The following is a 20,361-nucleotide window of genomic DNA, read 5'->3' as shown; positions in this document are numbered from 1 at the left end:
CTGAATCGACTTGTCAGTCGCCGTTCATGTTAAAGGCATTTTTCATGAACAATCCGTCAGAGAAAAAGCGGATCGTCCCTTACTGCCAGAAATGCGGGCGTACACGCCGCAATATCGCCGTCTGCCTGGATTGGCTGGGAAATATCACTAGCAATCGACAGCTCTCGACCTTTGGCAAATTCGACGTTCTTCAGGCGATCTACCTTCCCAATCATCATGGCCAACCAGAATATCGCCATGTCACGACGGCGCGCGCGGCGCAGTGCAACGATGTGCAATTCAGGGCTCTCCAGTCGCGCTTCGGGTGCAAAGCTCCACGGTCCGGCATAAAAGCGGCCCTTGGCAACAAACACTGCCTCGCAATCGATCCGCCGGCCATCGACGACAAGCTGCACGCTGGGACGTTGCCAGTTCGCCATGACATTCAGCATCGCAACCACATAGGCCAACCGGCCGATGCGACGTTTCAAAGCCACTGACAGCCCGGCGACGGCCCGAGCATCAGGCCCAATGCTGGCGCAGGCCAGAAAGCAAGTGTCGTTCAGCCCGACGGGAAACAGGCATCTGGCTGGACGATCGGCGGCTTGCTGCACAAAGCTATCGGGATCAGACGGAACGCCCCATTCACGCGCGATCAGGTTGATCGTTCCCGCTGGATAAATGTCCACTGCAACGCCGGATGTGCGCATTTCGGGATTTTCCAGCACGTGTCGCACGGTGCCATCACCTCCTGCAATGCACACACGTGCCACGCCTGTCGCCAGTTCGAACGGAGTGACAGGAGAGCTTTCAGAAAAGATGGCGTCATAGCCGTTACGAACATAGGCGTCGCGCAATTGCTCCAGCCGCCGCAGCGAATGACCGCCCGATGCCGGGTTGCTGACAATCTGAACCAGCGGCTTGCCAAACGCGGCAGGAGCATGGGACATGGCTTCCTGCGGAGCAGGACAGGGTTGAGCCAATCGAAAGTCAGCGCGCGCCATCACCATAGCGCAAAAGACCTAGCCTACAGCCGGTAAAATAGGGTTAACCAAGCCGCGCTTCGCCCCATTCGATCCAGCTGAACGGGCGGGGGGATTTGGGCATATAGCCCTTATCGCCTCCTGATACCTTGAAGCCCGCCGCTTCATAGGCGCTGGTGATCGGACGGGTCAGGTGGCAATTGCCGCCGATGCGTTTCCAGATCGGTTCGATGCGGCGCTGCCATTTGCGCACATCCTCGTCCGGCGCGCTGCCATGTTCCAGGAACAGCACCTTGCCGCCCGGTCGGAGAACTCTGCGCATTTCGGCCAAGACCTGCTTCTGCTCATCAACCGAACACAGCGTGAAGGTGCACAGCACGGTATCGAAGCTCGCATCTGCAAAGGGAATAGCCTCGCCTATGCCGCCACGTATATCGGCTTCGATACCGATAGCCTGTGCGGCTTCCCGCGAACGGTCAAGCAAACCGGCGGACGGATCAACGCCCGAAAAGCTTTTGACCTTTGCCGGATCGTAAAAGGCCATATTGATCCCGCCACCACAGCCCAGTTCGAGCACATCGCCCTCGGCCTTCGGCACGATGCGGCTGCGTGCCTTCATGATCTGCGGTTGCGCGCAGGCACAGCCGATCAGTTTGGGAACCATGACCCGCTCCCACCAACTGGCGGGTCGGGGATGCCATTCACTTTGCTGCGTCATTTTCCAGCTCCAATCCGGTCCATTTGGCAAGAAAGCCATAGATTTCGGAATATTCCTCGATCAGTTTGGCGGTGGGTTTTCCGGAACCGTGACCGGCCCGGGTTTCGATACGGATGATTTTCGGCTTTGGCCCGGTATCTGCGGCTTGCAAGGCTGCCGTATATTTAAAGCTATGGCCGGGGACCACGCGGTCGTCGGTATCAGCGGTGGTGACGATAACCGCGGGGTAATGCACGCCCGTCTTGATATTGTGGTAGGGTGAATAGCTCAGCAGATTTTTGAAATCGGCCTCCTTATTGGGGTAGCCATAATCATCGACCCAATAACGCCCAGCGGTGAAGCGATCAAAGCGGAGCATATCCATCACCCCTACCGCGGCGTGGCCGGCGGCGAACAGATCGGGGCGTTGGTTGACCACAGCCCCCACCAGCAGCCCGCCATTGGACCGGCCCTCGATCGCCAGCTTTTCCTTGGCGGTGATGCCTTCCTTGATCAGATATTCGCCCGCTGCGATGAAATCGTCGAAGACATTCTGCTTGTTGAGCAACCGCCCGGCATCGTGCCAAGCTTTGCCATATTCGGAACCGCCGCGAATGTTTGCGAGCACATAGACCCCGCCCGACTGGATCCACGCCATTTTGCGCGGGTCATAGGCGGGCAATTGCGCAAGGTTGAACCCGCCATAGGCATAAAGCAGCGTCGGCGCGCCTTTGGAGAGGTCCAGATCTTTCCGACGCACAATGAACATCGGCACCTTGGTACCATCCTTCGAGGCGTAGAAGCGCTGTTCGATGCTGATGCTGGCAGGGTCAAAGCTCAGTTTCGACTGCGCGAAGATGCTGCTCTTGCCCGTGGTGGAATCAAACCGGTAAATCGCGCCCGGCTGGTTGAAGCTCGAAAAGGCATAATAAGTTTCCGGATCGCCGGGCTTTCCCGAAAAGCCGGACGCGGTGCCGATGGCGTTGAGCTGGATACGCTGCAAGGGCTTGCCATCAAGGCTCACCATTTCAGCGACTGATGCCGCATCTTTCAAATAAGACAGGACCAGTCTGCTACCCACAATCTGTGCCCGTGCCAAAGGCTCGCTGCGTTCGGCAATTATGTCCGAAAAGACCGGCTGCTTGCCGCGCAAATCAGCTTTGACGACCTTCAGCTTGGGCGCGTCCTTGTTGGTGACGAACCACAATTCATCACCCATGCCCTCAATCAGTTGCCAGTCATGGTCGAGGCCGGGGATAAGCGTTTGCGGCTTCCATTTTTCGACGGGCAGAACCTGGCCCTTACCCTTTGCAATGGGGATCAGGCTGATCTCATATTTCTCATCAGTCCCCTGTGCCGATGTGATCACCACCCAGCGATTGTCATGTGTCACTTGCGCGGTGTGACCAAGCTTCGGCCGGTCCGGCGTAGCATAGACCAGTCGGTCCTCCGACTGGCTTGTGCCGATACGATGGAACATCAACTGCTGGTTTTCGTTCAGCGCCTGAAACTCCTGCCCTTTGACCGGTTCGGCAAAGCGCGAATAAAGGAAGCCTTCATTGCCCACCCAGGCGATGTTGGTGAATTTGGCCCATTTGATCTCATCGCCGACGGGCTGGCCGGTTTTTACGTCAATCACCTTGATTGTGCGCCAGTCAGAGCCGCCATCCTGGATCGAATAAGCGAGCAATTTGCCGTTGGGCGAAGACTCATATTGATCAAGCGCGGTCGCCCCGTCCTTCGACCATGTATTGGGATCTATCAGGACGCGGTCCTTACCTTTGAGACCCTTGCGTACATAAAGGGGCGACTGGTTCTGCAACCCGTCATTCTTGGTGAAGAAATAATTCCCACCGGCCTTTTGCGGAAGGCTGAAGCGTTCATAATCATAAAGCGCCTTCATACGCGCAGCGAGCGTCTGTTTGCCGGGAAGGCTTCCGAGATATGGGTCTGCCACCGCCTTTTGCGCGGCAACCCAATCCGCGACTTCCTTGCTGTTCCGAACATCATCTTCCAGCCAGCGATAGGGATCGGCGACTTTCACGCCGAATTGCTCCTCGACCAGATCAACTTTTCGCGTTTCGGGATAAGCCAGATTTGCGACGCTGGTTTCGGTTGCAACTTCCATATTTTCCTTATCCGCCGCGAATGCAGGTGACCAACTGAGTATTACCGAAATTGCTGTAGACTGGAGAATTCGAACAATCGCACAATGCACAATATTATATCCCTGAACTGGAATTTGCCTTGGTCTATCAGTAACGTTAACTCGACCGCCTGCAAGTGAATTGACATTGGATTTCGGCACGGCAATTCCAACTTGACGGCAATCTGTCACCCTTCTAGCTATCGGAAAAATTAGAACTATCGGTCGCATCGAGAAGCCACCTGGGGAGGGGTAGTGATGCATCGTCTTGCGGTCCGAACAACGGCCACATTGGCGTACCTGATTGCAATAACGCCGTTCATGGGAACGCCGGCATCAGCGAAAAATGCGACATTTGAGAGTATCGCCTCTGTTTTGAGCAAGGCGGGGGTTGATCGCGACAGCATCGAAATGGCGCGCTACACCGTCAATCAAACGCAGCATGCCGGAATTGTCTATAGCCATGCTGTAGCGCAGGATTACCCGTTCTTTGGACTGGTGGGCGCGGTGAAAGCCGCAAAGGGAAAAAACTATCCCGGTATAGGAACCTTTACGCAGGCAAAGTGTGAAACGCCGATAACTGCGATAGACGTCGTTTTTGGCAAAGCTGATGGCTATATTGATGATACCAAAGGAAAAAGCGCAACGAACTCCATGATGGGTTCGGCTTCAGCTTTTGCTGCAGATTATGCAAAAAGCTCGTCCGCTGATGCCAAGCAACAATTGGTCGACCAGTTGAATAGCGCAGTACCTTATTTCGGAGAAATCAAGACCATCTGCTCCTTTGCGTTCGAGACCGATTTTATTATGGAAAAGAACCTGCAAAAGGCGATTGGCGGCACAACTGGGGATATAGTAAAAGTTTATCGCGCATTCGACGAGGGCGATTATGTCAGCGCGGTCAGCACTTTGCTATCCCTTGGCGTGAGCGGTCAAGCGGTGTGCAGCCTGACCGACGGACTGGTGGATCAGTCACTGGTTGGACGGACGCCATTGCTGGGCGACATAGCAAAGAAGGCGTGTAGGGGCTTTGCGGGCAAAGTAATCGACGGTGCAAAAGGCATCATTCATGGCGGCGTAGGTCTAGCCGAAAAAGGTGTTTCCTACATTTGGGAAGGTGGGAAAAGCGGTTTCTGTGCGGTATATTCGCTGGTCGGCAGCGGTTGCAGCAGCGCACCAAAACCCAATGCTGAAACGATGAGCCTCAACACCGCTACTCAATATTGCTCCACACACGGCGGCATAGCATTTGGGGGATTCTGGCTCAAATCTGCTTCGGATTTTGGCTTTCGCTGCAACGACAAGTCCGAATGCCAGAAACTTCCCAACACCCAACTGCAGTGCGTGACCGGTGACGAAAAGAAAGCCAATGATGCACAGCGCCGTCAATTGGTTCTCGACGACTTATCGCCAAATGGAAATGGTAAGCTGAATCAATGGACAAAAAGTTTTATCGCCCGTTGGCAACCACTATGCCCTGCTTTTGATAGCCTGTGTCGCAACGCCATTGCCAATGCAGGCGGGGCGGTGCGTAATAAAGCGCGCGCGCAGTTCGATGCAAAACCGGATGAAATAGTCAGCTATTTTCAAGCAAGCGCTATAGCTAAAGCGGAAGCAGAGAAGGCAGGGTTTGCTGCCGTCGAAGAAGCGCGCTTTCGCCTGCTGCCGTCCATATGGGCAGGAAATATGGATTTGCGCGGCCAGAACCAATGCCTTGACCAGCAATGTCGCAACGAGATCGCAACATTGCGCGATACAATTTTGCAGACCGTGACTGGTCAGCACAAAACGAAGCCTAACGCGACTTATGCCAGCATGGGTAGTTTGTACGCATCCGCAGATACTACGGCTCGCGGTTACATTGTCGCTTCGCTGAACCGTGCAGGCAAGAAGCCGGTAGGGAGCAGCCCTGTAACCGGGTCCGCCCCGCCTCGGCTGGCACCGCAGCCTCTGCAAGGTCCCACGCCTACTACTCCCCAGCGCCCGTTATCGGCTTCGGTGGGCAGTGGTCAGATGGCCCCTGCTGACCCAGCAACTGCGCCAAATGTTCCAGTCGTGGCCAAACCGGCCCGGCGCGTCACGGTTCCAACACCCGCACCGCGTGAACCCGCACAAGGCGATGAACCCGCGACAGCCGGTGGCCGCCCACCACGAGAACATTGATGCCACATACAAAAGGGGACGAAAACAACCGTTTCCGTCCCCCTTTCTAAAAGCTCAAAATGAATCGCCGACTAGGCCGCTTCGTCCATATCCACATCAACCGGGCCCGAATCCTGACCCTTGGCGCTGGTGTCGCGGTCGACCAATTCAATGATCGCCATCGGCGAAGCGTCCGAAGCGCGGTAACCGGCCTTGATGATACGGGTGTAACCGCCGTTGCGGTCTGCATAGCGCGTGGCAAGCACGTCGAACAACTTGGCGAGTTGGACGTCGTCCATCAGGCGGCTCTGCGCCAGACGGCGGTTCGAAAGGCCGCCCTTCTTGGCAAGCGTAATCAGCTTTTCAACATAGGGGCGAAGTTCTTTCGCCTTGGCAACGCCGGTGGTGATCTGTTCGTGCTTGATCAGCGAAGCCGCCATGTTGCGCAACATCGCGATGCGATGGCTGCCGGTGCGGTTCAGTTTACGTTGGCCTACTTTATGGCGCATATTTCATTCCTTCGTTCGTAAGGGGGCCGTGCAAGGTACCCCAGTCCAGGCCGTTTGACGGGTGGCCCTTTTCCCTGCCCCGTCACCCCTGCGAAGGCAGGGGCCGCTGGAGGCATGGCGTAAACATAAAGCGGCCCCTGCATTCGCAGGGGCGACGCCTTCTTAACCCAAAAGCTCTTGCTCGAGCTTCTTGGCCATTTCTTCGATATTCTCAGGCGGCCAGCCGGGGATGTCCATGCCGAGGCGCAGACCCATCGACGAAAGGACTTCCTTGATTTCGTTGAGCGACTTGCGGCCGAAATTCGGCGTGCGCAGCATCTCGGCTTCGCTCTTCTGAACGAGGTCGCCGATATAGATGATGTTGTCGTTCTTGAGGCAGTTGGCCGAACGGACCGAAAGCTCCAGCTCGTCGACCTTCTTGAGGAGGTAACGGTTGAGCTGGTTGGCGTCCGATTCCTCGCTCGAGGCCGGAGCGGCAGCGAGACCGATCATCGGCGACGAAGCAGCCATCGACTCTTCGAAGTGGACGAAGACCTGCAGCTGGTCCTGAAGGATGCGCGCTGCATAAGCGACGGCATCTTCCGGGGTTACCGTGCCGTCGGTTTCAACGGTCAGGTTCAGCTTATCGAAGTCCAGTTCCTGGCCAATACGCGCATTGTCGATCTTGTAAGCGACCTGGCGGACCGGCGAGTAAAGCGAGTCAACCGGGATGAGGCCGATCGGAGCGTCTGCCGGACGGTTGGCAACAGCAGGAACATAACCCTTGCCGGTGTCAGCAGTGATTTCCATGTTCAGCGTTGCACCTTCGTCGAGGTGGCAGATGACCAGATCAGGGTTCATCACCTGGATGTCACCGGTGACAGCGATGTCGCCAGCCTTCACGGTAGCGGGGCCGGTAGCCGAAAGCTGCATGCGCTTCGGGCCTTCGCCCTCCATCTTCAGGGCAACCTGCTTGATGTTCAGAACGATATCGGTCACGTCTTCACGCACGCCGGCAAGCGACGAGAATTCGTGAAGGACATTTTCGATCTTGATCGAGGTGATCGCTGCGCCCTGCAGCGACGAGAGCAGCACGCGGCGCAGCGCGTTGCCGAGCGTCAGGCCGAAGCCACGCTCGAGAGGTTCGGCGACGAAGGTTGCCTTGCGACGTGCGTCGCCAGCGGGCTTCACTTCGAGGCCCATGGGCTTTTTCAGTTCCTGCCAGTTCTTCATGTTGACGGACATGGATTTCCCCTAGGTTGGGCGGGATCGGTGTATTGGTGCACCTTACCGAACCGCCTTGAAAATAAAGGACGCGAACCGGATGGCCCGCACCCTTGAAACGGCTTCAGACGCGGCGACGCTTGGAAGGACGCACGCCATTGTGCGGAATCGGCGTCACATCGCGGATCGAAGTGATGGTGAAGCCGACGGCCTGCAAAGCGCGCAGGGCGCTCTCGCGGCCCGAACCGGGACCCTTCACTTCGACTTCGAGCGTGCGGACGCCATGTTCCGCAGCCTTCTTGCCAGCGTCTTCTGCAGCTACCTGGGCAGCATAGGGAGTCGACTTGCGGCTGCCCTTGAAGCCCATCATGCCTGCCGACGACCAGCTGATGGCATTGCCCTGTGCGTCGGTGATGGTGATCATCGTGTTGTTGAAGCTGGCGTTGACGTGGGCAACACCTGCCGAGATATTCTTGCGTTCGCGCCGTTTGATGCGCTGTGGTTCGCGTGCCATTTTGCTCTATCCTGTCTGTATCTGGGAAAAGCTGCGGAGACCCGCGCTTACTTCTTCTTGCCGGCGATGGGCTTCGCCTTGCCCTTGCGGGTGCGCGCATTGGTGTGCGTGCGCTGACCGCGGACAGGAAGACCCTTACGATGACGCAGGCCGCGATAGCATGCGAGGTCCATCAAACGCTTGATGTTCATCGCAGTGTTACGGCGAAGGTCACCTTCGACGGTGTGGTCGGCATCGATCGTTTCGCGGATCTTCAGGACTTCAGCGTCCGAAAGATCCTGCACCCGGCGGGTGTGATCGATTCCCAGCTTGTCGGCAATTTCGACCGCCTTGGTGCGGCCAATGCCATGGATGTAGGTGAGCGCAATGATAACGCGCTTATTGGTAGGTAGGTTAACCCCGGCAATACGTGCCAATTTCTTGCTCCTTGCTCCACAAAACCCCGAAAGGTTTTATCTCAACGCGAAAGTGTTGGGCCGACAACGCAGAAAAAACCAGCGGGCGCAAAAAAGCGCTGCTGGTTTTACCAGTGTGTCGGATGCACCCCCTTTACGGTGAGTCGGGCAGGGTGTCAAGCCGCCCGCTACCGCGCTTTTCACTACTCAGCCGGTGCCCTTGGTCCGTGTCTTTCCAGCCTCGGCATTATCTTCGATGAACTGGATTATTTTGGTCGCGATATCCTTGTTGGTTGCCTTTTCGATACCCTCAAGACCGGGCGAGCTGTTCACTTCCATGATCACGGGGCCGTGGTTCGACCGCAACATGTCGACACCGGCTACATTAAGGCCCAACGCCCGCGCGGCGCGGACAGCGGTCGAACGCTCCTCGGGTGTAATCTTGATCGCACTGGCCGTCCCGCCGCGATGCAGGTTAGACCGGAAATCATCATCCGCACCTTGCCGTTCCATCGCCGCGACAACCTTGTTGCCGATAACAAAGGCGCGAATGTCGGCGCCTTTGGCTTCCTTGATGAATTCCTGAACGAGGATGTTCACATTCGCGCCGCGAAAGGCTTCGATCACCGAACGTGCGCTGTTTTCGGTTTCGGCTAATACCACCCCGATACCCTGCGTTCCTTCGAGCAGTTTGATAACCACCGGCGCACCGCCGACCATCTGGATAACTTCACCGGTCTGGCGCGGATCATGTGCGAAAGCTGTTACAGGCAGTCCGAGTCCCTTGCGCGCCAAAATCTGCAGGCTGCGCAGCTTGTCGCGCGACCGGCCGATCGCAACGCTTTCATTGAGCGACCAGATCTTCATCATCTCGAACTGGCGCAACACGGCAAGACCGTAAAATGTCACCGAAGCCCCGATACGCGGGATGACCGCGTCGTAGCGCTTGATCTTCTCACCCTGATAATAGGCTTCGGGCCGGTGCGAGGTGATGTTCATCGTCACCCGCAACGTGTTCAATATATCGATGTCGTGCCCCCGCGCCCGAGCCGCTTCGGCAAGGCGTTGGTGCGAATAAAGCCCGGCATTGCGCGCGAGCATTGCGATTTTCATTTTTCCTCCAATGGTGCGGGCTTTCCCAGCACCCATTTTCGTCCGCTGTTCACCAGCATCAACCCGCGCCTTAAAGCCCGTCGCCCGATCAAGACGGGAAAGGCCATCGACCGCCGGTTCGCCAGTGTCAGTTCAGATTTCCAACATAATTTACCCAGGCAGATTTGCGTTTCGATGACAAAGCGGTGCTGCTTTTCCCCGTTCGAGCTGCGCACCTGGCGCCGGTCTACCAAGGGGGCTTCGAAGCGGCGCGGTGTGTCGCCCGGAAAGGGACGAAACCAGAATTCAACCCATTCCCTGCCCTCGCGTTCGAATGGCCTCACCCGTGTGGCATGGATCGACGATGTGGCGGCCCCTGTATCCATCTTGGCATGGATTGCGGAGAGACCAAGGCCCGGCAGGTCGACCAGTTCACACCAACCGATTTCGGCTTTCGCGCGCACTGGCTTTTTGCGCCGCATGCGGGGCGGTGAGGATGGATCGACCATGATCAGGGATTATTCTGGCTGATCGGCGCTTTCGGCGTCGTCTGCCTCGACTTGCTCGGGTTTGCCAAGCTTGGGCTCAGGCTCGATAGCATCGACTGCCGCGTCAAGATCAGTTTTTTCCCCGGCTTTTTTGGGGTCGGCTTTGGTAGGTGCCTTGGCATCGGCCTTCTTGGTTTCTTCCGGTGCCTCACCCGTTTCATTGCCGACAACCTTACCAAGCGGCTTGATCATCCGGTCAAACTGTTCGCGCAGCACCGCATCCACGGCAGGCCCGATGTCTGCGGTTTTAAAACGCATATAGCCACCGACAACATAGGAGAAACTGACCCGCGTTCCGGATCCGCTCTTCAAAGGTTCCATGGCAATAGTCAAAGTTCCTGTCGCCGCCTCGGCCTGCAGCGGACCGAGACTGCCGCGCATCCTAAGGACCTTGCCGGGTTGCGAGAACAGGACGCGCATATGCTCGACGCTGCCCTTGGTGGCGACTTTGCCGTCCTTGTCCTTTTCCTGAAACAGTTCGCAGAAACAGCCGCCGGCTTGTGGATCGATGTAAAAACCTTCAGTGCTGCCAGACCAGCTGTGCGCCGGGTTCCACCAGTCTTTGGGGGCGAGTAGGCGTTTCCAGACATCTTCCGGCTTCGCCAACACATCGGCAGCATGCAATGTCGAAAAGCCCTGTTCGGTCATGGTTTTGACCTCTGCCTGTGCAGGGGTCGCGAAAAGCGCCAGCAAGGTAGCGCCAGATATAATAGGTTTGATCATGCGCCCTGATAGCCGTGCAGCCCCCTGCTCGGCAATGTAGATTGCGATGGAAATGCGGGCTCAGCCCAATATGGCGGCGATCGCCTTGGTTACGTCGTCGATATCAGCCATGCCGTCGACCTTGCTAACCAACCCACGGGCTTCGTAGATCGGCAGTATCGGTTCGGTCTTGACGCGATACTCAGCCATGCGCGTGCGGACGGTTTCTTCATTATCATCCGGTCGGCGCTTGAATTCGCTCGATCCGCACTTGTCGCAGACGCCGTCTTTGGCAGGCTTCTTGAACGTGTCGTGATAGCCTTCGCCGCAATTGGCGCAGGTGAAACGACCGACGATGCGCTCGACCAGCGCGTCTTCGTTGACCGCAAGTTCGATAACATGGTGCAGGGTGCGATTGCGCTCTTGCAAAATGCTGTCCAGCGAATGCGCTTGCGCATCGGTCCGCGGATAACCGTCAAAGATCACGCCGGTTTCGGGTGCCAATTTATCAAGCGCGTCGCCGATGATACCAGAGACGATTTCGTCCGAAACCAGCTCACCCGCATCCATCACCGCCTTGGCCTTCAGGCCTGTTGGCGTTCCAGCCTTGACCGCAGCCCGGAGCATGTCACCGGTCGACAGCTGCACCATGGCGCGGGTGTCGACCAAAATACCTGCCTGCGTGCCCTTGCCGGCACCCGGAGGGCCGAGAAGAATGATGTTCAGCGTTTTGCTCACTTTGCCCCGTCCCTTGTTTTCATTGCGCTTGCTGAATCAGCGTCCGCGATTGCCCTTGAGTTTCGCTTTTTTCAGCAGATCGCCATATTGGTGCGCCATCAGATGGCCCTGGATCTGTGCGATCGTGTCAACCGTAACGTTCACGAGAATCAGCAGGCTGGTCCCGCCCAGAACGAAAAACTGCGTCTGGCCGGTCTGCCCCATCATGAAGTCAGGAAGCAGACAGACCAAAGTCAGATAGGCAGCGCCCAAAACGGTGATGCGCGTCAGCACATAATCCAGATAGTCCTGCGTATTCTTGCCAGGGCGGATGCCAGGAATGAACCCACCGGCCTTTTTCAGATTTTCAGCCGTTTCTTCGGGGTTGAAGACAACCGCGGTGTAGAAGAAGCAGAAGAAGACAATGCCGAGGCCATAAAGCAGCAGATAGACGGGCTGGCCATGCTGCAGCCATTGCAGCAACTGGATGATGAAATCGCCGCTCGCGCTTTCGCCCGCGACCTGATTACCGCCCAACTGGCTGATCGTCACCGGCAGCAGCAGAAGCGACGATGCAAAGATCGGCGGGATGACGCCTGCGGTGTTCAACTTCAGCGGCAGGTGGCTGCGATCCGCCTGCATCATGCCGCGCTGCGTTGCCCGCTTGGGATATTGCACCAACACACGCCGCTGGGCACGTTCAAAGAAGCAGATGAGCAGTGTCAAGCCAACGAACATCGCGATGAAGCCAACAACGATCACCCCACTGATCGAGCCAGTACGTCCGCCTTCAAGCAAATTGGCGACAAGGCGCGGCATCTGCGCGACGATACCCGCCATGATGATCAGCGAAATACCATTGCCGATACCCCGCGAGGTAATCTGTTCGCCCAGCCACATCAGGAACAATGTACCACCAATCAGGCTGATGGTTGCAACGATGCGGAACATCAGGCCCGGTTCAACAACCGCGCTGATACCATTCGCAGCCGACAACGATTCAAGGCCAGCGGCCAAGAAATAGCCCTGTACGGCGGTCAGCAATACAGTGCCATAACGCGTGTACTGGTTGAGCTTCTTGCGCCCGCTTTCGCCTTCTTTCTTGATCGCCGCGAGCGTAGGCGACAGCGAAGCAGCCAACTGCACAACGATCGACGCAGTAATATAGGGCATCACGCCGAGCGCGATGAGGCTCATGCGCTCAAGCGAACCGCCCGAGAAAGTGTTGAAGATATCGAGTACGCCGCCGGCGGCGTTGTTCGCATAAAGCGCAGCCTGTGCGATCGGATCAACGCCCGGCAGCGGGACGAAGCTCAACAGACGAAACACGATCAGCGCACCGATGGTGAACCAGATGCGGCTCTTAAGATCGGTGGCTTTTCCGAAGTTCGAAAAATTTACGCCGGATGCCATTTTGTCGGCTCGCGATGCCATGAAATAACTTTCCCTTGATTCCCGATTGCTGCGCTAGCCGTTGCGGCGGGAGCAATCTACCCCGAATTCACATGTCGATGTTTCCGAAGCCCGGAAACACCAAACCCCGCAGCCCATATCGGCCAGAGCCAATATCGGGACGCGGGGTCTATTGCACAAGAGGACTATGCCTCTTTAATCACTTGGCCTTCTTGGCGCTGCCCTTCTTCTCGGCAGCTTTTTCGGCCGCAGGCTTCACGGTCAGGATTTCAACCTTGCCGCCAGCCTTTTCGACAGCTTCGACAGCAGCCTTCGATGCGCCGGCAACCGAAAGATTGACCTTCGCAGTCAGAGTACCCTTGGCGAGAATACGGACGCCGTCCTTGCCACCACGCGACAGGCCAGCAGCCTTAAGCGCAGCCTGATCAATGACAGCCTTGGTGTCGAGCTTCTTCGCGTCGATGAACTTCTGAATCATGCCCAAATTCACTTCGGCATAATCCTTGGCGAAGATGTTGTTGAAGCCACGCTTCGGAATGCGCATGTGAAGGGGCATCTGACCACCTTCAAAGCCCTTGACGGCTACGCCCGAACGGCTCTTCTGACCCTTTTGGCCGCGGCCAGAGGTCTTGCCTTTGCCCGAACCGATACCACGGCCAACGCGCATCTTGCGATGACGTGCGCCTTCATTATCACGGATGTCATTCAGTTTCATGTCTTGCACTCGCTTTCGCTTTGTTTCGCGCCTGAAAATAGGGACTGTCTCTATTTTCCCTCCCCCGCAAGCGGGAGAGGGTATTATTTTAGCCGATTACTTCGACCATGTGCCGCACGGAGCGGATCATGCCGCGCACTTCGGCGGTGTCTTCAAGTTCGACCACCTTGTGCATCTTGTCGAGGCCCAGACCCTGCAGCGTCTTGCGCTGAACGGCGGGGCGGCGGATCGGCGAACCGGTCTGCTTGATCTTGATTTTCGCCATGTCGAATTACTCCGTAATAGCTTCGGCGTCGGCTTCGGCAGTCTTGCTGCCACCGCGGCCGAGAAGGTCGGCGATTTTCTTGCCGCGACGCTGCGCCACCGATTTGGGGCTGGTCTGTTCGGACAGGGCCGCAAAAGTGGCGCGGACCATGTTATACGGGTTCGACGTGCCGATTGACTTGGTCACCACATCGGCAACACCAAGGCTTTCGAACACGGCGCGCATCGGACCGCCAGCAATGATACCGGTACCGGCAGGTGCCGAACGGACATAGACATTGCCTGCGCCGAAACGACCGGTGCCGTCATGATGCAGCGTGCGACCATCTTTCAACGGAACGCGGATCATTTTCTTTTTCGCAGCAGCGGTCGCCTTGTTGATGGCTTCCGGCACTTCGCGCGCCTTGCCATGGCCAAAGCCAACGCGGCCCTGGCCATCGCCGACCACGACGAGAGCGGCAAAACCGAAGCGCTTACCGCCCTTGACGGTTTTCGAAACGCGGTTGATGTGGACGAGCTTTTCGATCGTGCCATCATCTTCCTTTTCCTCGCGCGGACGACGATCATCGCGACGGCCACGGCCGCCACCTTCGCCACGTCCACGACCACGGCCGCGACGGCCGCCTTCTGCTTCAACCGCTTCCGGAGCAGCTGCGTCGACGACGACGTCTTCGTTGGTGTTGTTTTCGTCAGCCATCATCAGAACTCCAGCCCACCTTCGCGGGCAGCATCGGCCAGCGCCTTGACGCGGCCATGGAACAGGAAACCACCACGGTCGAAGACGACGCTGGTCACGCCAGCCTTCTTCGCAGCTTCTGCAACGCGCTTACCGACTTCGGCGGCGGCAGCAGAGGTCGAACCGTTCTTGGTCTTGACCGCCTTGTCGTTGGTCGAAGCCGAAGCCACGGTCACACCCTTGGAGTCATCGATGACCTGGGCATAGATGTGGCGACCGGTGCGGTGCACCGAAAGACGGGGACGTCCGGCAACCTGCGCACGCAGTTTCGAACGAACGCGCTGGCGGCGCTTTTCAAAGAGAGACAGTTTAGCCATGGCTTATTTCTTCTTCCCTTCTTTGCGGAAGATATATTCGCCGCGGTACTTGATGCCCTTGCCCTTATAGGGTTCCGGCTTGCGCCAGCGACGGATTTCGGCAGCAACCTGCCCAACCTTCTGCTTGTCGATCCCGATGATTTCCACCGTGGTGTTATCCGGGGTCTTGATTTCAATGCCTTCCGGAACGTCGAAGTTCACGTCATGGCTGTAACCGAGTTGCAGCTTCAGGATCTTGCCCTGGGCTGTTGCACGATAGCCAACGCCGGTGATTTCGAGCACCTTGGTGAAACCATCGGTCACGCCCGTGACCAGGTTCTGCACCAGCGTGCGCTGCATGCCCCAGAATGCGCGAGCTTCCTTGCTCTTGTTCGCAGGCATAACTGACACGCCTTCGTCCTTGATTTCATAGGAAATCAGGTCGCTCATCGGCATGGTGAGTTCGCCCTTCGGGCCCTTCACCGACAAGGTGCCATCACCGATGCTGGCGGTCACGCCAGCCGGAATGGCAACGGGTTTCTTACCAATGCGGCTCATCAGAACACCTCCGCCAGGATTTCACCGCCGACATTTTGGGCGCGTGCTTCGGCGTCCGAAAGCACACCCTTCGGTGTGGAAACGATGGTGATGCCTAGGCCATTGCGGACAACGGGAAGCTCGGTGCTGCCCGAATAGACGCGGCGGCCGGGCTTCGAAACGCGTGCAACATGCTGGATCGCAGGCTGGCCTTCGAAATATTTCAGCTCGATGCGCAGGCCCTTGTGGGCGCCCAGTGCTTCTTCGCTGTAACCACGGATATAGCCTTCGCGCTGCAGCACGTCGAGGACGCGGGCACGCAGCTTCGACGCGGGCGAAAGCACAGAGTCTTTCTTCGCGCGCTGGCCGTTGCGGATGCGGGTGAGCATATCACCCAAAGGATCGGTCAATGCCATTTTCTCTATCCCTTACCAGCTCGATTTCGTCACGCCGGGGATCAGGCCCTTATTGGCCAGATCGCGCAACTGGATACGGCAGAGCCGGAATTTGCGGTAGTAAGCGCGCGGACGGCCCGTGGTTTCGCAACGGTTGCGAACGCGGGTCGGGTTGCCATTGCGCGGGATCTCGGCCAGTTTCAGGCGCGCGATCAGACGCTCGCTTTCGTCCTTCGACTCGTCATTGGCTATTGCCTTCAGCCGAGCATATTGACCGGCATATTTCTTGACGAGCTTCTTACGACGCTCATTTTTATTAATGGAACTCAGTTTCGCCATGACTTAAGTTCTCGTCCTTTCTGACAAGAGGGCGGGAGCTGCGATTTTACGCTGCTTCCTTTTCCTCTGCTTGTTCTTGCGGGAAGGGGAAACCAAACAGGCGAAGAAGCTCACGGGCCTCATCGTCGCTGTTTGCGGTGGTGGTTACGATTACGTCCATACCGCGAACGGTATCGATCGAATCATAGCTGATTTCCGGGAAGATGATCTGCTCTTTCAGGCCCATGGCAAAGTTGCCGGCGCCGTCAAAGCTCTTCGGGTTCAGGCCACGGAAGTCGCGGATGCGGGGCATTGCGATCGTGACGAGACGGTCCAGAAATTCGTACATGCGGGCACCGCGCAGCGTCACCTTGACGCCAATCGGCATGCCTTCGCGCAGTTTGAAGCCTGCGATCGACTTGCGGGCACGCGTGACAACCGGCTGTTGGCCAGCAATCAGCTTCATTTCCTCAAGAGCGGTCGTAACCTTCTTCTTGTCTTGCGAGCCTTCGCCGACGCCCATGTTGAGCGTGATCTTTTCGATCTTCGGAACAGCCATGCGGTTGGTATAGCCGAACTTTTCGGTCAGGGCCTTGACGACGGCATCGTCATAGCGCTGCTTCATGCGCGGGGTGTATTTTTGATCAGCCATCGATCTTCTCCCCGGTTTTCACGGCGACGCGAGTCTTCTTGCCGTCTTTGCCGGTTTCAATGCGAACGCGGCTCGGCTTGCCATTCTTGTCGGCAATCGCAACGTTCGAGATATGCAGCGGGGCTTCGAAACGGTCGAGGCCGCCCTGCGGGTTTGCCTGGCTCGGCTTGCGGTGACGCACGGCAACATTGACGCCCGACACGACGACTTTCGACGCCTTCGGATCGACGCGGGTGACTTCACCAGTCTTGCCCTTGTCCTTGCCGGCGAGCACGACAACCGTGTCGCCCTTTTTGATTTTCGCCATAGCCATGATTACAGCACCTCCGGTGCCAAGCTGATGATTTTCATGTGGTTCTTGGCACGCAGTTCACGAACTACGGGGCCAAAGATACGGGTGCCGATCGGCTCCTTGTTGTTACCGATAAGCACGGCAGCGTTGGAGTCGAAACGGATAACCGAACCGTCGGGACGGCGGATGTCCTTGCGGGTGCGAACGATGACGGCCTTGTGCACGTCGCCCTTCTTCACCTTGCCGCGCGGCTGGGCTTCCTTTATCGACACCACGATGATGTCGCCAACGCCAGCGGTACGACGCTTGGAACCGCCGAGAACCTTGATGCACTGGACGCGCTTGGCGCCGCTGTTGTCAGCCACATCGAGATTGGATTGCATCTGAATCATGGATCAACCCTCCGCGAGTTCGGCTGCAGCCTCGGGTGCGGCACCAACGCGCTCCACCAGAGTCCAGGTCTTGTTCTTCGAGATCGGCGCACATTCCTGGATGCGAACCACTTCACCGGCTTTCGCGGTGTTGGCTTCATCATGCGCGTGATACTTCTTCGAACGACGGATGATCTTGCCGTAAAGCGGGTGCTTCACCTTGCGCTCAACGAGCACAACGACCGTCTTGTCGTTCTTGTCGGACACCACGGTGCCGGTAAGAATACGTTTAGGCATCGGTTGTGCTCCTTATGCCGATTGCTTCGCGGCGCTTGCACGCTCGCTCTGCAGGGTTTTGATGCGCGCGATATCTCGGCGCACTTCGCGGATGCGAGCCGGCTTTTCCAGCTGACCGGTAGCGCCCTGGAAGCGCAGATTGAACTGCTCACGCTTCAGTTCGCCAAGCTGGGCTGCCAGCTGGTCGTCGGTCTTGACGCGCAGGTCTTCAGTCTTGCTCATCCTTCGGCTCCCAGATGCGAGGTGTCGCCAAGACGGGCAACAACCTTGGTCTTGATGGGCAGCTTCATCGCCGCGCGGCTGAATGCCACGGCAGCAATCTGGCCCGGAACACCGTCGAGTTCAAACAGGATGCGGCCAGGCTTAACCTTGGCTGCCCAATATTCGACGGAACCCTTGCCCTTACCCTGACGGACTTCGGCAGGCTTTTTCGATACGGGAACATCCGGGAACACTCGGATCCACAAACGTCCCTGACGCTTGATGTGACGGGTGATCGCACGACGGGCCGCTTCGATCTGGCGCGCAGTGATGCGTTCCGGCTCCAGCGCCTTGAGGCCATACGAACCGAAGTTCAGATCGGTACCACCCTTGGCATTGCCAGAGATGCGGCCCTTGAACTGCTTGCGGAACTTGGTTTTCTTAGGTTGCAACATGATGCTTGCCTATTCCCTTATCAGCGACGGTGATCAGACTGCGGGCGAACGCCCGAGGTCTGCGCTTCCATCATCAAGCGGTCGGTCGCCATCGGGTCATGACCAAGGATTTCACCCTTGAAGATCCAGACCTTGATACCGATGATGCCATAAGCGGTTAGCGCTTCGGCCTCGGCATAGTCGACATTGGCGCGCAGAGTGTGCAGCGGAACACGACCTTCGCGATACCATTCGACGCGCGCAATTTCAGCACCGCCCAAACGACCACCGCAGGTGATCTTGATGCCTTCTGCACCCAAACGAAGCGCCGACTGCACCGCACGCTTCATGGCGCGGCGGAAGGCGATACGACGGATGAGCTGATCAGCAACACCCTGAGCGACGAGCTTGGCGTCGATTTCAGGCTTGCGGATTTCGACGATGTTGAGGCTGACGTCGGCATCGGTGTACTTACCAATGGCCTTTTTCAGCTTCTCGATGTCGGCACCCTTTTTGCCGATGATCACGCCGGGGCGCGCCGCATAGATCGAAACGCGGCACAGCTTCGCCGGACGCTCAATCACCACCTTGGAGATCGCAGCCTGGGGCAGCGTCTTCATGATGAACTTGCGGATGTTGATATCTTCCAGCAACATGCGGCCATAGTCCGCACCTTCGGCGTACCAGCGGCTGTCCCACGTGCGGTTGATCTGCAGGCGGAGGCCGATCGGATTGCTCTTCTGACCCATGATTAAGCCTCTTCTTCCTGTTCGCGAACGACGATGCGCAGGCGGCTGAACGGTTTCAGGATGCGGGTCGACTTGCCGCGGCCACGAGCGTGGAAACGCTTCATGGTCAGCGCCTTGCCGACACTTGCCTCGGCAACGACAAGGCTGTCGACGTCGAGATTGTGGTTGTTTTCCGCATTGGCGATGGCCGAAGCCAGCACCTTCTTCGCATCAACAGCCATTGCACGCTTCGAGAAGGTGAGGATGTTGAGCGCTTCTTCGACCTTGCGGCCACGGATCAGCGCAGCAACAAGGTTGAGCTTCTGCGCGGAACCACGGATCGTGGTGCCAACAGCCAAAGCTTCCTTTTCGCCAACGCGGCGGGGGGCGGCTTGCTTACCCATTAGCGTTTGCCCTTCTTGTCTGCGCCGTGACCGTGATAGGTACGGGTGGGCGCGAACTCGCCCAGCTTGTGGCCGACCATGTCTTCGTTGACCGAGACAGGGACGAACTTGTGGCCGTTATAGACGTTGAACGTCAGGCCGACGAACTGCGGGAGGATCGTCGAGCGGCGCGACCAGGTCTTGATCGGCGCTGCGCTGTTCGCATCCTGCGCGGTTTCTGCTTTTTTCAGCAGATACAGGTCGACAAAGGGACCTTTCCAGACGGAACGAGCCATGACTTACCTCTTCTTCTTCGCATGACGCGACCGGATGATCATCTTGTCGGTCGACTTGTTGGAGCGAGTACGTGCACCCTTGGTCGGCTTGCCCCATGGCGTCACCGGATGGCGACCGCCAGAGGTACGGCCTTCACCACCGCCGTGCGGGTGGTCGACCGGGTTCTTCGCAACACCGCGGGTCAGGGGCTTGATGCCCTTCCAGCGGTTGCGACCAGCCTTGGCGAGCGTGGTGTTCGAGTTGTCGGGGTTTGAAACCGCGCCAACCGTGCCCATGCAGCTGCCCAGGATGTAACGCTGTTCACCCGAATTCAGGCGAACGATGACCTTGCCGCCATCACGTCCGACGAGCTGCACATAAGTGCCTGCCGAACGGGCGATCTGACCGCCCTTGCCCGGCTTCATC

Annotated in this window: 30 protein-coding genes; 1 reads left to right on the top strand and 29 read right to left on the bottom strand. The window is 57.6% G+C overall.

The window, feature by feature from the left end:
• Positions 1-56: 56 nt before the first annotated feature.
• The 3 genes from PKC81_RS07030 to PKC81_RS07020 all read right to left on the bottom strand — a co-directional run bounded on the left by PKC81_RS07030 (position 57) and on the right by PKC81_RS07020 (position 3,787).
• A complete protein-coding gene (locus tag PKC81_RS07030) occupies positions 57-929 on the bottom strand; it encodes a diacylglycerol kinase family protein (RefSeq protein WP_324334474.1) in 873 nt (290 codons plus the stop codon).
• Positions 930-1,026: 97 nt separating this feature from the next.
• Positions 1,027-1,680, bottom strand: a complete 654-nt coding sequence (locus tag PKC81_RS07025) for a class I SAM-dependent methyltransferase (RefSeq protein WP_324334472.1) — start codon at positions 1,678-1,680, stop codon at positions 1,027-1,029.
• Positions 1,664-3,787, bottom strand: coding sequence for a prolyl oligopeptidase family serine peptidase (locus PKC81_RS07020; protein WP_324334470.1), 2,124 nt, complete (start codon positions 3,785-3,787; stop codon positions 1,664-1,666). Before PKC81_RS07020 ends, PKC81_RS07025 begins: the two co-directional genes overlap by 17 nt.
• 276 nt (positions 3,788-4,063) lie before the next feature.
• Here PKC81_RS07020 and PKC81_RS07015 point away from each other — a divergent pair, with 276 nt between their 5' ends.
• Positions 4,064-5,968: a hypothetical protein gene (locus tag PKC81_RS07015; RefSeq protein WP_324334468.1), complete on the top strand. Its 1,905-nt coding sequence runs from the start codon at positions 4,064-4,066 to the stop codon at positions 5,966-5,968.
• Between the two features lie 71 nt (positions 5,969-6,039).
• Here the strand turns inward: PKC81_RS07015 and rplQ are convergent, their stop codons facing one another.
• From rplQ to rplB, 26 genes are all read right to left on the bottom strand, one after another.
• Positions 6,040-6,456, bottom strand: coding sequence for a 50S ribosomal protein L17 (gene rplQ, locus PKC81_RS07010; RefSeq protein ID WP_324334466.1), 417 nt, complete (start codon positions 6,454-6,456; stop codon positions 6,040-6,042).
• Between the two features lie 162 nt (positions 6,457-6,618).
• On the bottom strand, positions 6,619-7,680 hold the full coding sequence (locus PKC81_RS07005; protein WP_324334464.1) for a DNA-directed RNA polymerase subunit alpha: 1,062 nt from the start codon (positions 7,678-7,680) through the stop codon (positions 6,619-6,621).
• Positions 7,681-7,783: 103 nt separating this feature from the next.
• A complete protein-coding gene (gene rpsK / locus PKC81_RS07000) occupies positions 7,784-8,173 on the bottom strand; it encodes a 30S ribosomal protein S11 (RefSeq protein WP_298605419.1) in 390 nt (129 codons plus the stop codon).
• Between the two features lie 47 nt (positions 8,174-8,220).
• A complete protein-coding gene (gene rpsM, locus PKC81_RS06995; RefSeq protein WP_298605420.1) occupies positions 8,221-8,589 on the bottom strand; it encodes a 30S ribosomal protein S13 in 369 nt (122 codons plus the stop codon).
• Positions 8,590-8,775: 186 nt separating this feature from the next.
• On the bottom strand, positions 8,776-9,681 hold the full coding sequence (gene rimK / locus PKC81_RS06990; protein WP_324334461.1) for a 30S ribosomal protein S6--L-glutamate ligase: 906 nt from the start codon (positions 9,679-9,681) through the stop codon (positions 8,776-8,778).
• Entirely contained in the window at positions 9,678-10,142 is a 465-nt protein-coding gene (locus PKC81_RS06985) for an ATP-dependent zinc protease (RefSeq protein ID WP_324334459.1), read from the bottom strand. Before PKC81_RS06985 ends, rimK begins: the two co-directional genes overlap by 4 nt.
• A 36-nt stretch (positions 10,143-10,178) precedes the next feature.
• Positions 10,179-10,931: a hypothetical protein gene (locus PKC81_RS06980; protein ID WP_324334457.1), complete on the bottom strand. Its 753-nt coding sequence runs from the start codon at positions 10,929-10,931 to the stop codon at positions 10,179-10,181.
• A 60-nt stretch (positions 10,932-10,991) separates the two neighbouring features.
• Positions 10,992-11,636 (bottom strand): adenylate kinase, encoded by a 645-nt coding sequence (locus PKC81_RS06975; protein ID WP_324334545.1) that lies wholly within the window; start codon positions 11,634-11,636, stop codon positions 10,992-10,994.
• 48 nt (positions 11,637-11,684) lie between these two features.
• A complete protein-coding gene (secY, locus tag PKC81_RS06970) occupies positions 11,685-13,061 on the bottom strand; it encodes a preprotein translocase subunit SecY (RefSeq protein ID WP_324334455.1) in 1,377 nt (458 codons plus the stop codon).
• Positions 13,062-13,239: 178 nt separating this feature from the next.
• Complete coding sequence (gene rplO / locus PKC81_RS06965; RefSeq protein WP_298605430.1) at positions 13,240-13,755, bottom strand: 50S ribosomal protein L15; 516 nt, start codon at positions 13,753-13,755, stop codon at positions 13,240-13,242.
• Between the two features lie 88 nt (positions 13,756-13,843).
• Positions 13,844-14,020 carry a 50S ribosomal protein L30 gene (gene rpmD, locus PKC81_RS06960; protein ID WP_115547722.1) on the bottom strand — a complete coding sequence of 59 codons (177 nt, stop codon included), beginning with the start codon at positions 14,018-14,020 and terminating at the stop codon, positions 13,844-13,846.
• Positions 14,021-14,026: 6 nt separating this feature from the next.
• Positions 14,027-14,716 (bottom strand): 30S ribosomal protein S5, encoded by a 690-nt coding sequence (gene rpsE, locus PKC81_RS06955; RefSeq protein WP_298605470.1) that lies wholly within the window; start codon positions 14,714-14,716, stop codon positions 14,027-14,029.
• Positions 14,717-14,718: 2 nt separating this feature from the next.
• Positions 14,719-15,072, bottom strand: a complete 354-nt coding sequence (gene rplR / locus PKC81_RS06950) for a 50S ribosomal protein L18 (protein WP_298605433.1) — start codon at positions 15,070-15,072, stop codon at positions 14,719-14,721.
• A gap of 3 nt (positions 15,073-15,075) precedes the next feature.
• A complete protein-coding gene (gene rplF, locus PKC81_RS06945) occupies positions 15,076-15,609 on the bottom strand; it encodes a 50S ribosomal protein L6 (protein WP_298605435.1) in 534 nt (177 codons plus the stop codon).
• A complete protein-coding gene (rpsH, locus tag PKC81_RS06940) occupies positions 15,609-16,004 on the bottom strand; it encodes a 30S ribosomal protein S8 (protein ID WP_298605437.1) in 396 nt (131 codons plus the stop codon). Before rpsH ends, rplF begins: the two co-directional genes overlap by 1 nt.
• Before the next feature lie 12 nt (positions 16,005-16,016).
• Positions 16,017-16,322 (bottom strand): 30S ribosomal protein S14, encoded by a 306-nt coding sequence (rpsN, locus tag PKC81_RS06935; RefSeq protein WP_115547718.1) that lies wholly within the window; start codon positions 16,320-16,322, stop codon positions 16,017-16,019.
• Between the two features lie 46 nt (positions 16,323-16,368).
• Positions 16,369-16,953, bottom strand: coding sequence for a 50S ribosomal protein L5 (gene rplE / locus PKC81_RS06930; RefSeq protein WP_324334449.1), 585 nt, complete (start codon positions 16,951-16,953; stop codon positions 16,369-16,371).
• Positions 16,946-17,266 (bottom strand): 50S ribosomal protein L24, encoded by a 321-nt coding sequence (rplX, locus tag PKC81_RS06925; protein ID WP_298605442.1) that lies wholly within the window; start codon positions 17,264-17,266, stop codon positions 16,946-16,948. The genes rplE and rplX overlap by 8 nt, the downstream gene beginning before the upstream one ends.
• A gap of 2 nt (positions 17,267-17,268) precedes the next feature.
• A complete protein-coding gene (rplN, locus tag PKC81_RS06920; protein WP_298605444.1) occupies positions 17,269-17,637 on the bottom strand; it encodes a 50S ribosomal protein L14 in 369 nt (122 codons plus the stop codon).
• A gap of 3 nt (positions 17,638-17,640) precedes the next feature.
• Positions 17,641-17,913, bottom strand: a complete 273-nt coding sequence (rpsQ, locus tag PKC81_RS06915; protein ID WP_298605445.1) for a 30S ribosomal protein S17 — start codon at positions 17,911-17,913, stop codon at positions 17,641-17,643.
• 12 nt (positions 17,914-17,925) lie between these two features.
• Positions 17,926-18,135 carry a 50S ribosomal protein L29 gene (rpmC, locus tag PKC81_RS06910; RefSeq protein ID WP_298605447.1) on the bottom strand — a complete coding sequence of 70 codons (210 nt, stop codon included), beginning with the start codon at positions 18,133-18,135 and terminating at the stop codon, positions 17,926-17,928.
• Entirely contained in the window at positions 18,132-18,569 is a 438-nt protein-coding gene (gene rplP / locus PKC81_RS06905; RefSeq protein WP_298605449.1) for a 50S ribosomal protein L16, read from the bottom strand. Before rplP ends, rpmC begins: the two co-directional genes overlap by 4 nt.
• A 20-nt stretch (positions 18,570-18,589) precedes the next feature.
• Positions 18,590-19,297, bottom strand: coding sequence for a 30S ribosomal protein S3 (gene rpsC / locus PKC81_RS06900; RefSeq protein ID WP_298605452.1), 708 nt, complete (start codon positions 19,295-19,297; stop codon positions 18,590-18,592).
• Positions 19,298-19,299: 2 nt separating this feature from the next.
• Positions 19,300-19,680, bottom strand: coding sequence for a 50S ribosomal protein L22 (gene rplV, locus PKC81_RS06895; protein ID WP_298605454.1), 381 nt, complete (start codon positions 19,678-19,680; stop codon positions 19,300-19,302).
• Positions 19,680-19,955: a 30S ribosomal protein S19 gene (gene rpsS, locus PKC81_RS06890; RefSeq protein WP_324334440.1), complete on the bottom strand. Its 276-nt coding sequence runs from the start codon at positions 19,953-19,955 to the stop codon at positions 19,680-19,682. Before rpsS ends, rplV begins: the two co-directional genes overlap by 1 nt.
• 3 nt (positions 19,956-19,958) lie before the next feature.
• The coding region (gene rplB / locus PKC81_RS06885; RefSeq protein WP_324334438.1) for a 50S ribosomal protein L2 at positions 19,959-20,361 on the bottom strand (403 nt) is incomplete at its 5' end.

Origin of the sequence: Sphingorhabdus sp., from assembly GCF_035329025.1 — a bacterium.
Lineage (GTDB): Bacteria > Pseudomonadota > Alphaproteobacteria > Sphingomonadales > Sphingomonadaceae > Sphingorhabdus_B.
This window is presented reverse-complemented; position numbering and strand designations above follow the sequence as displayed.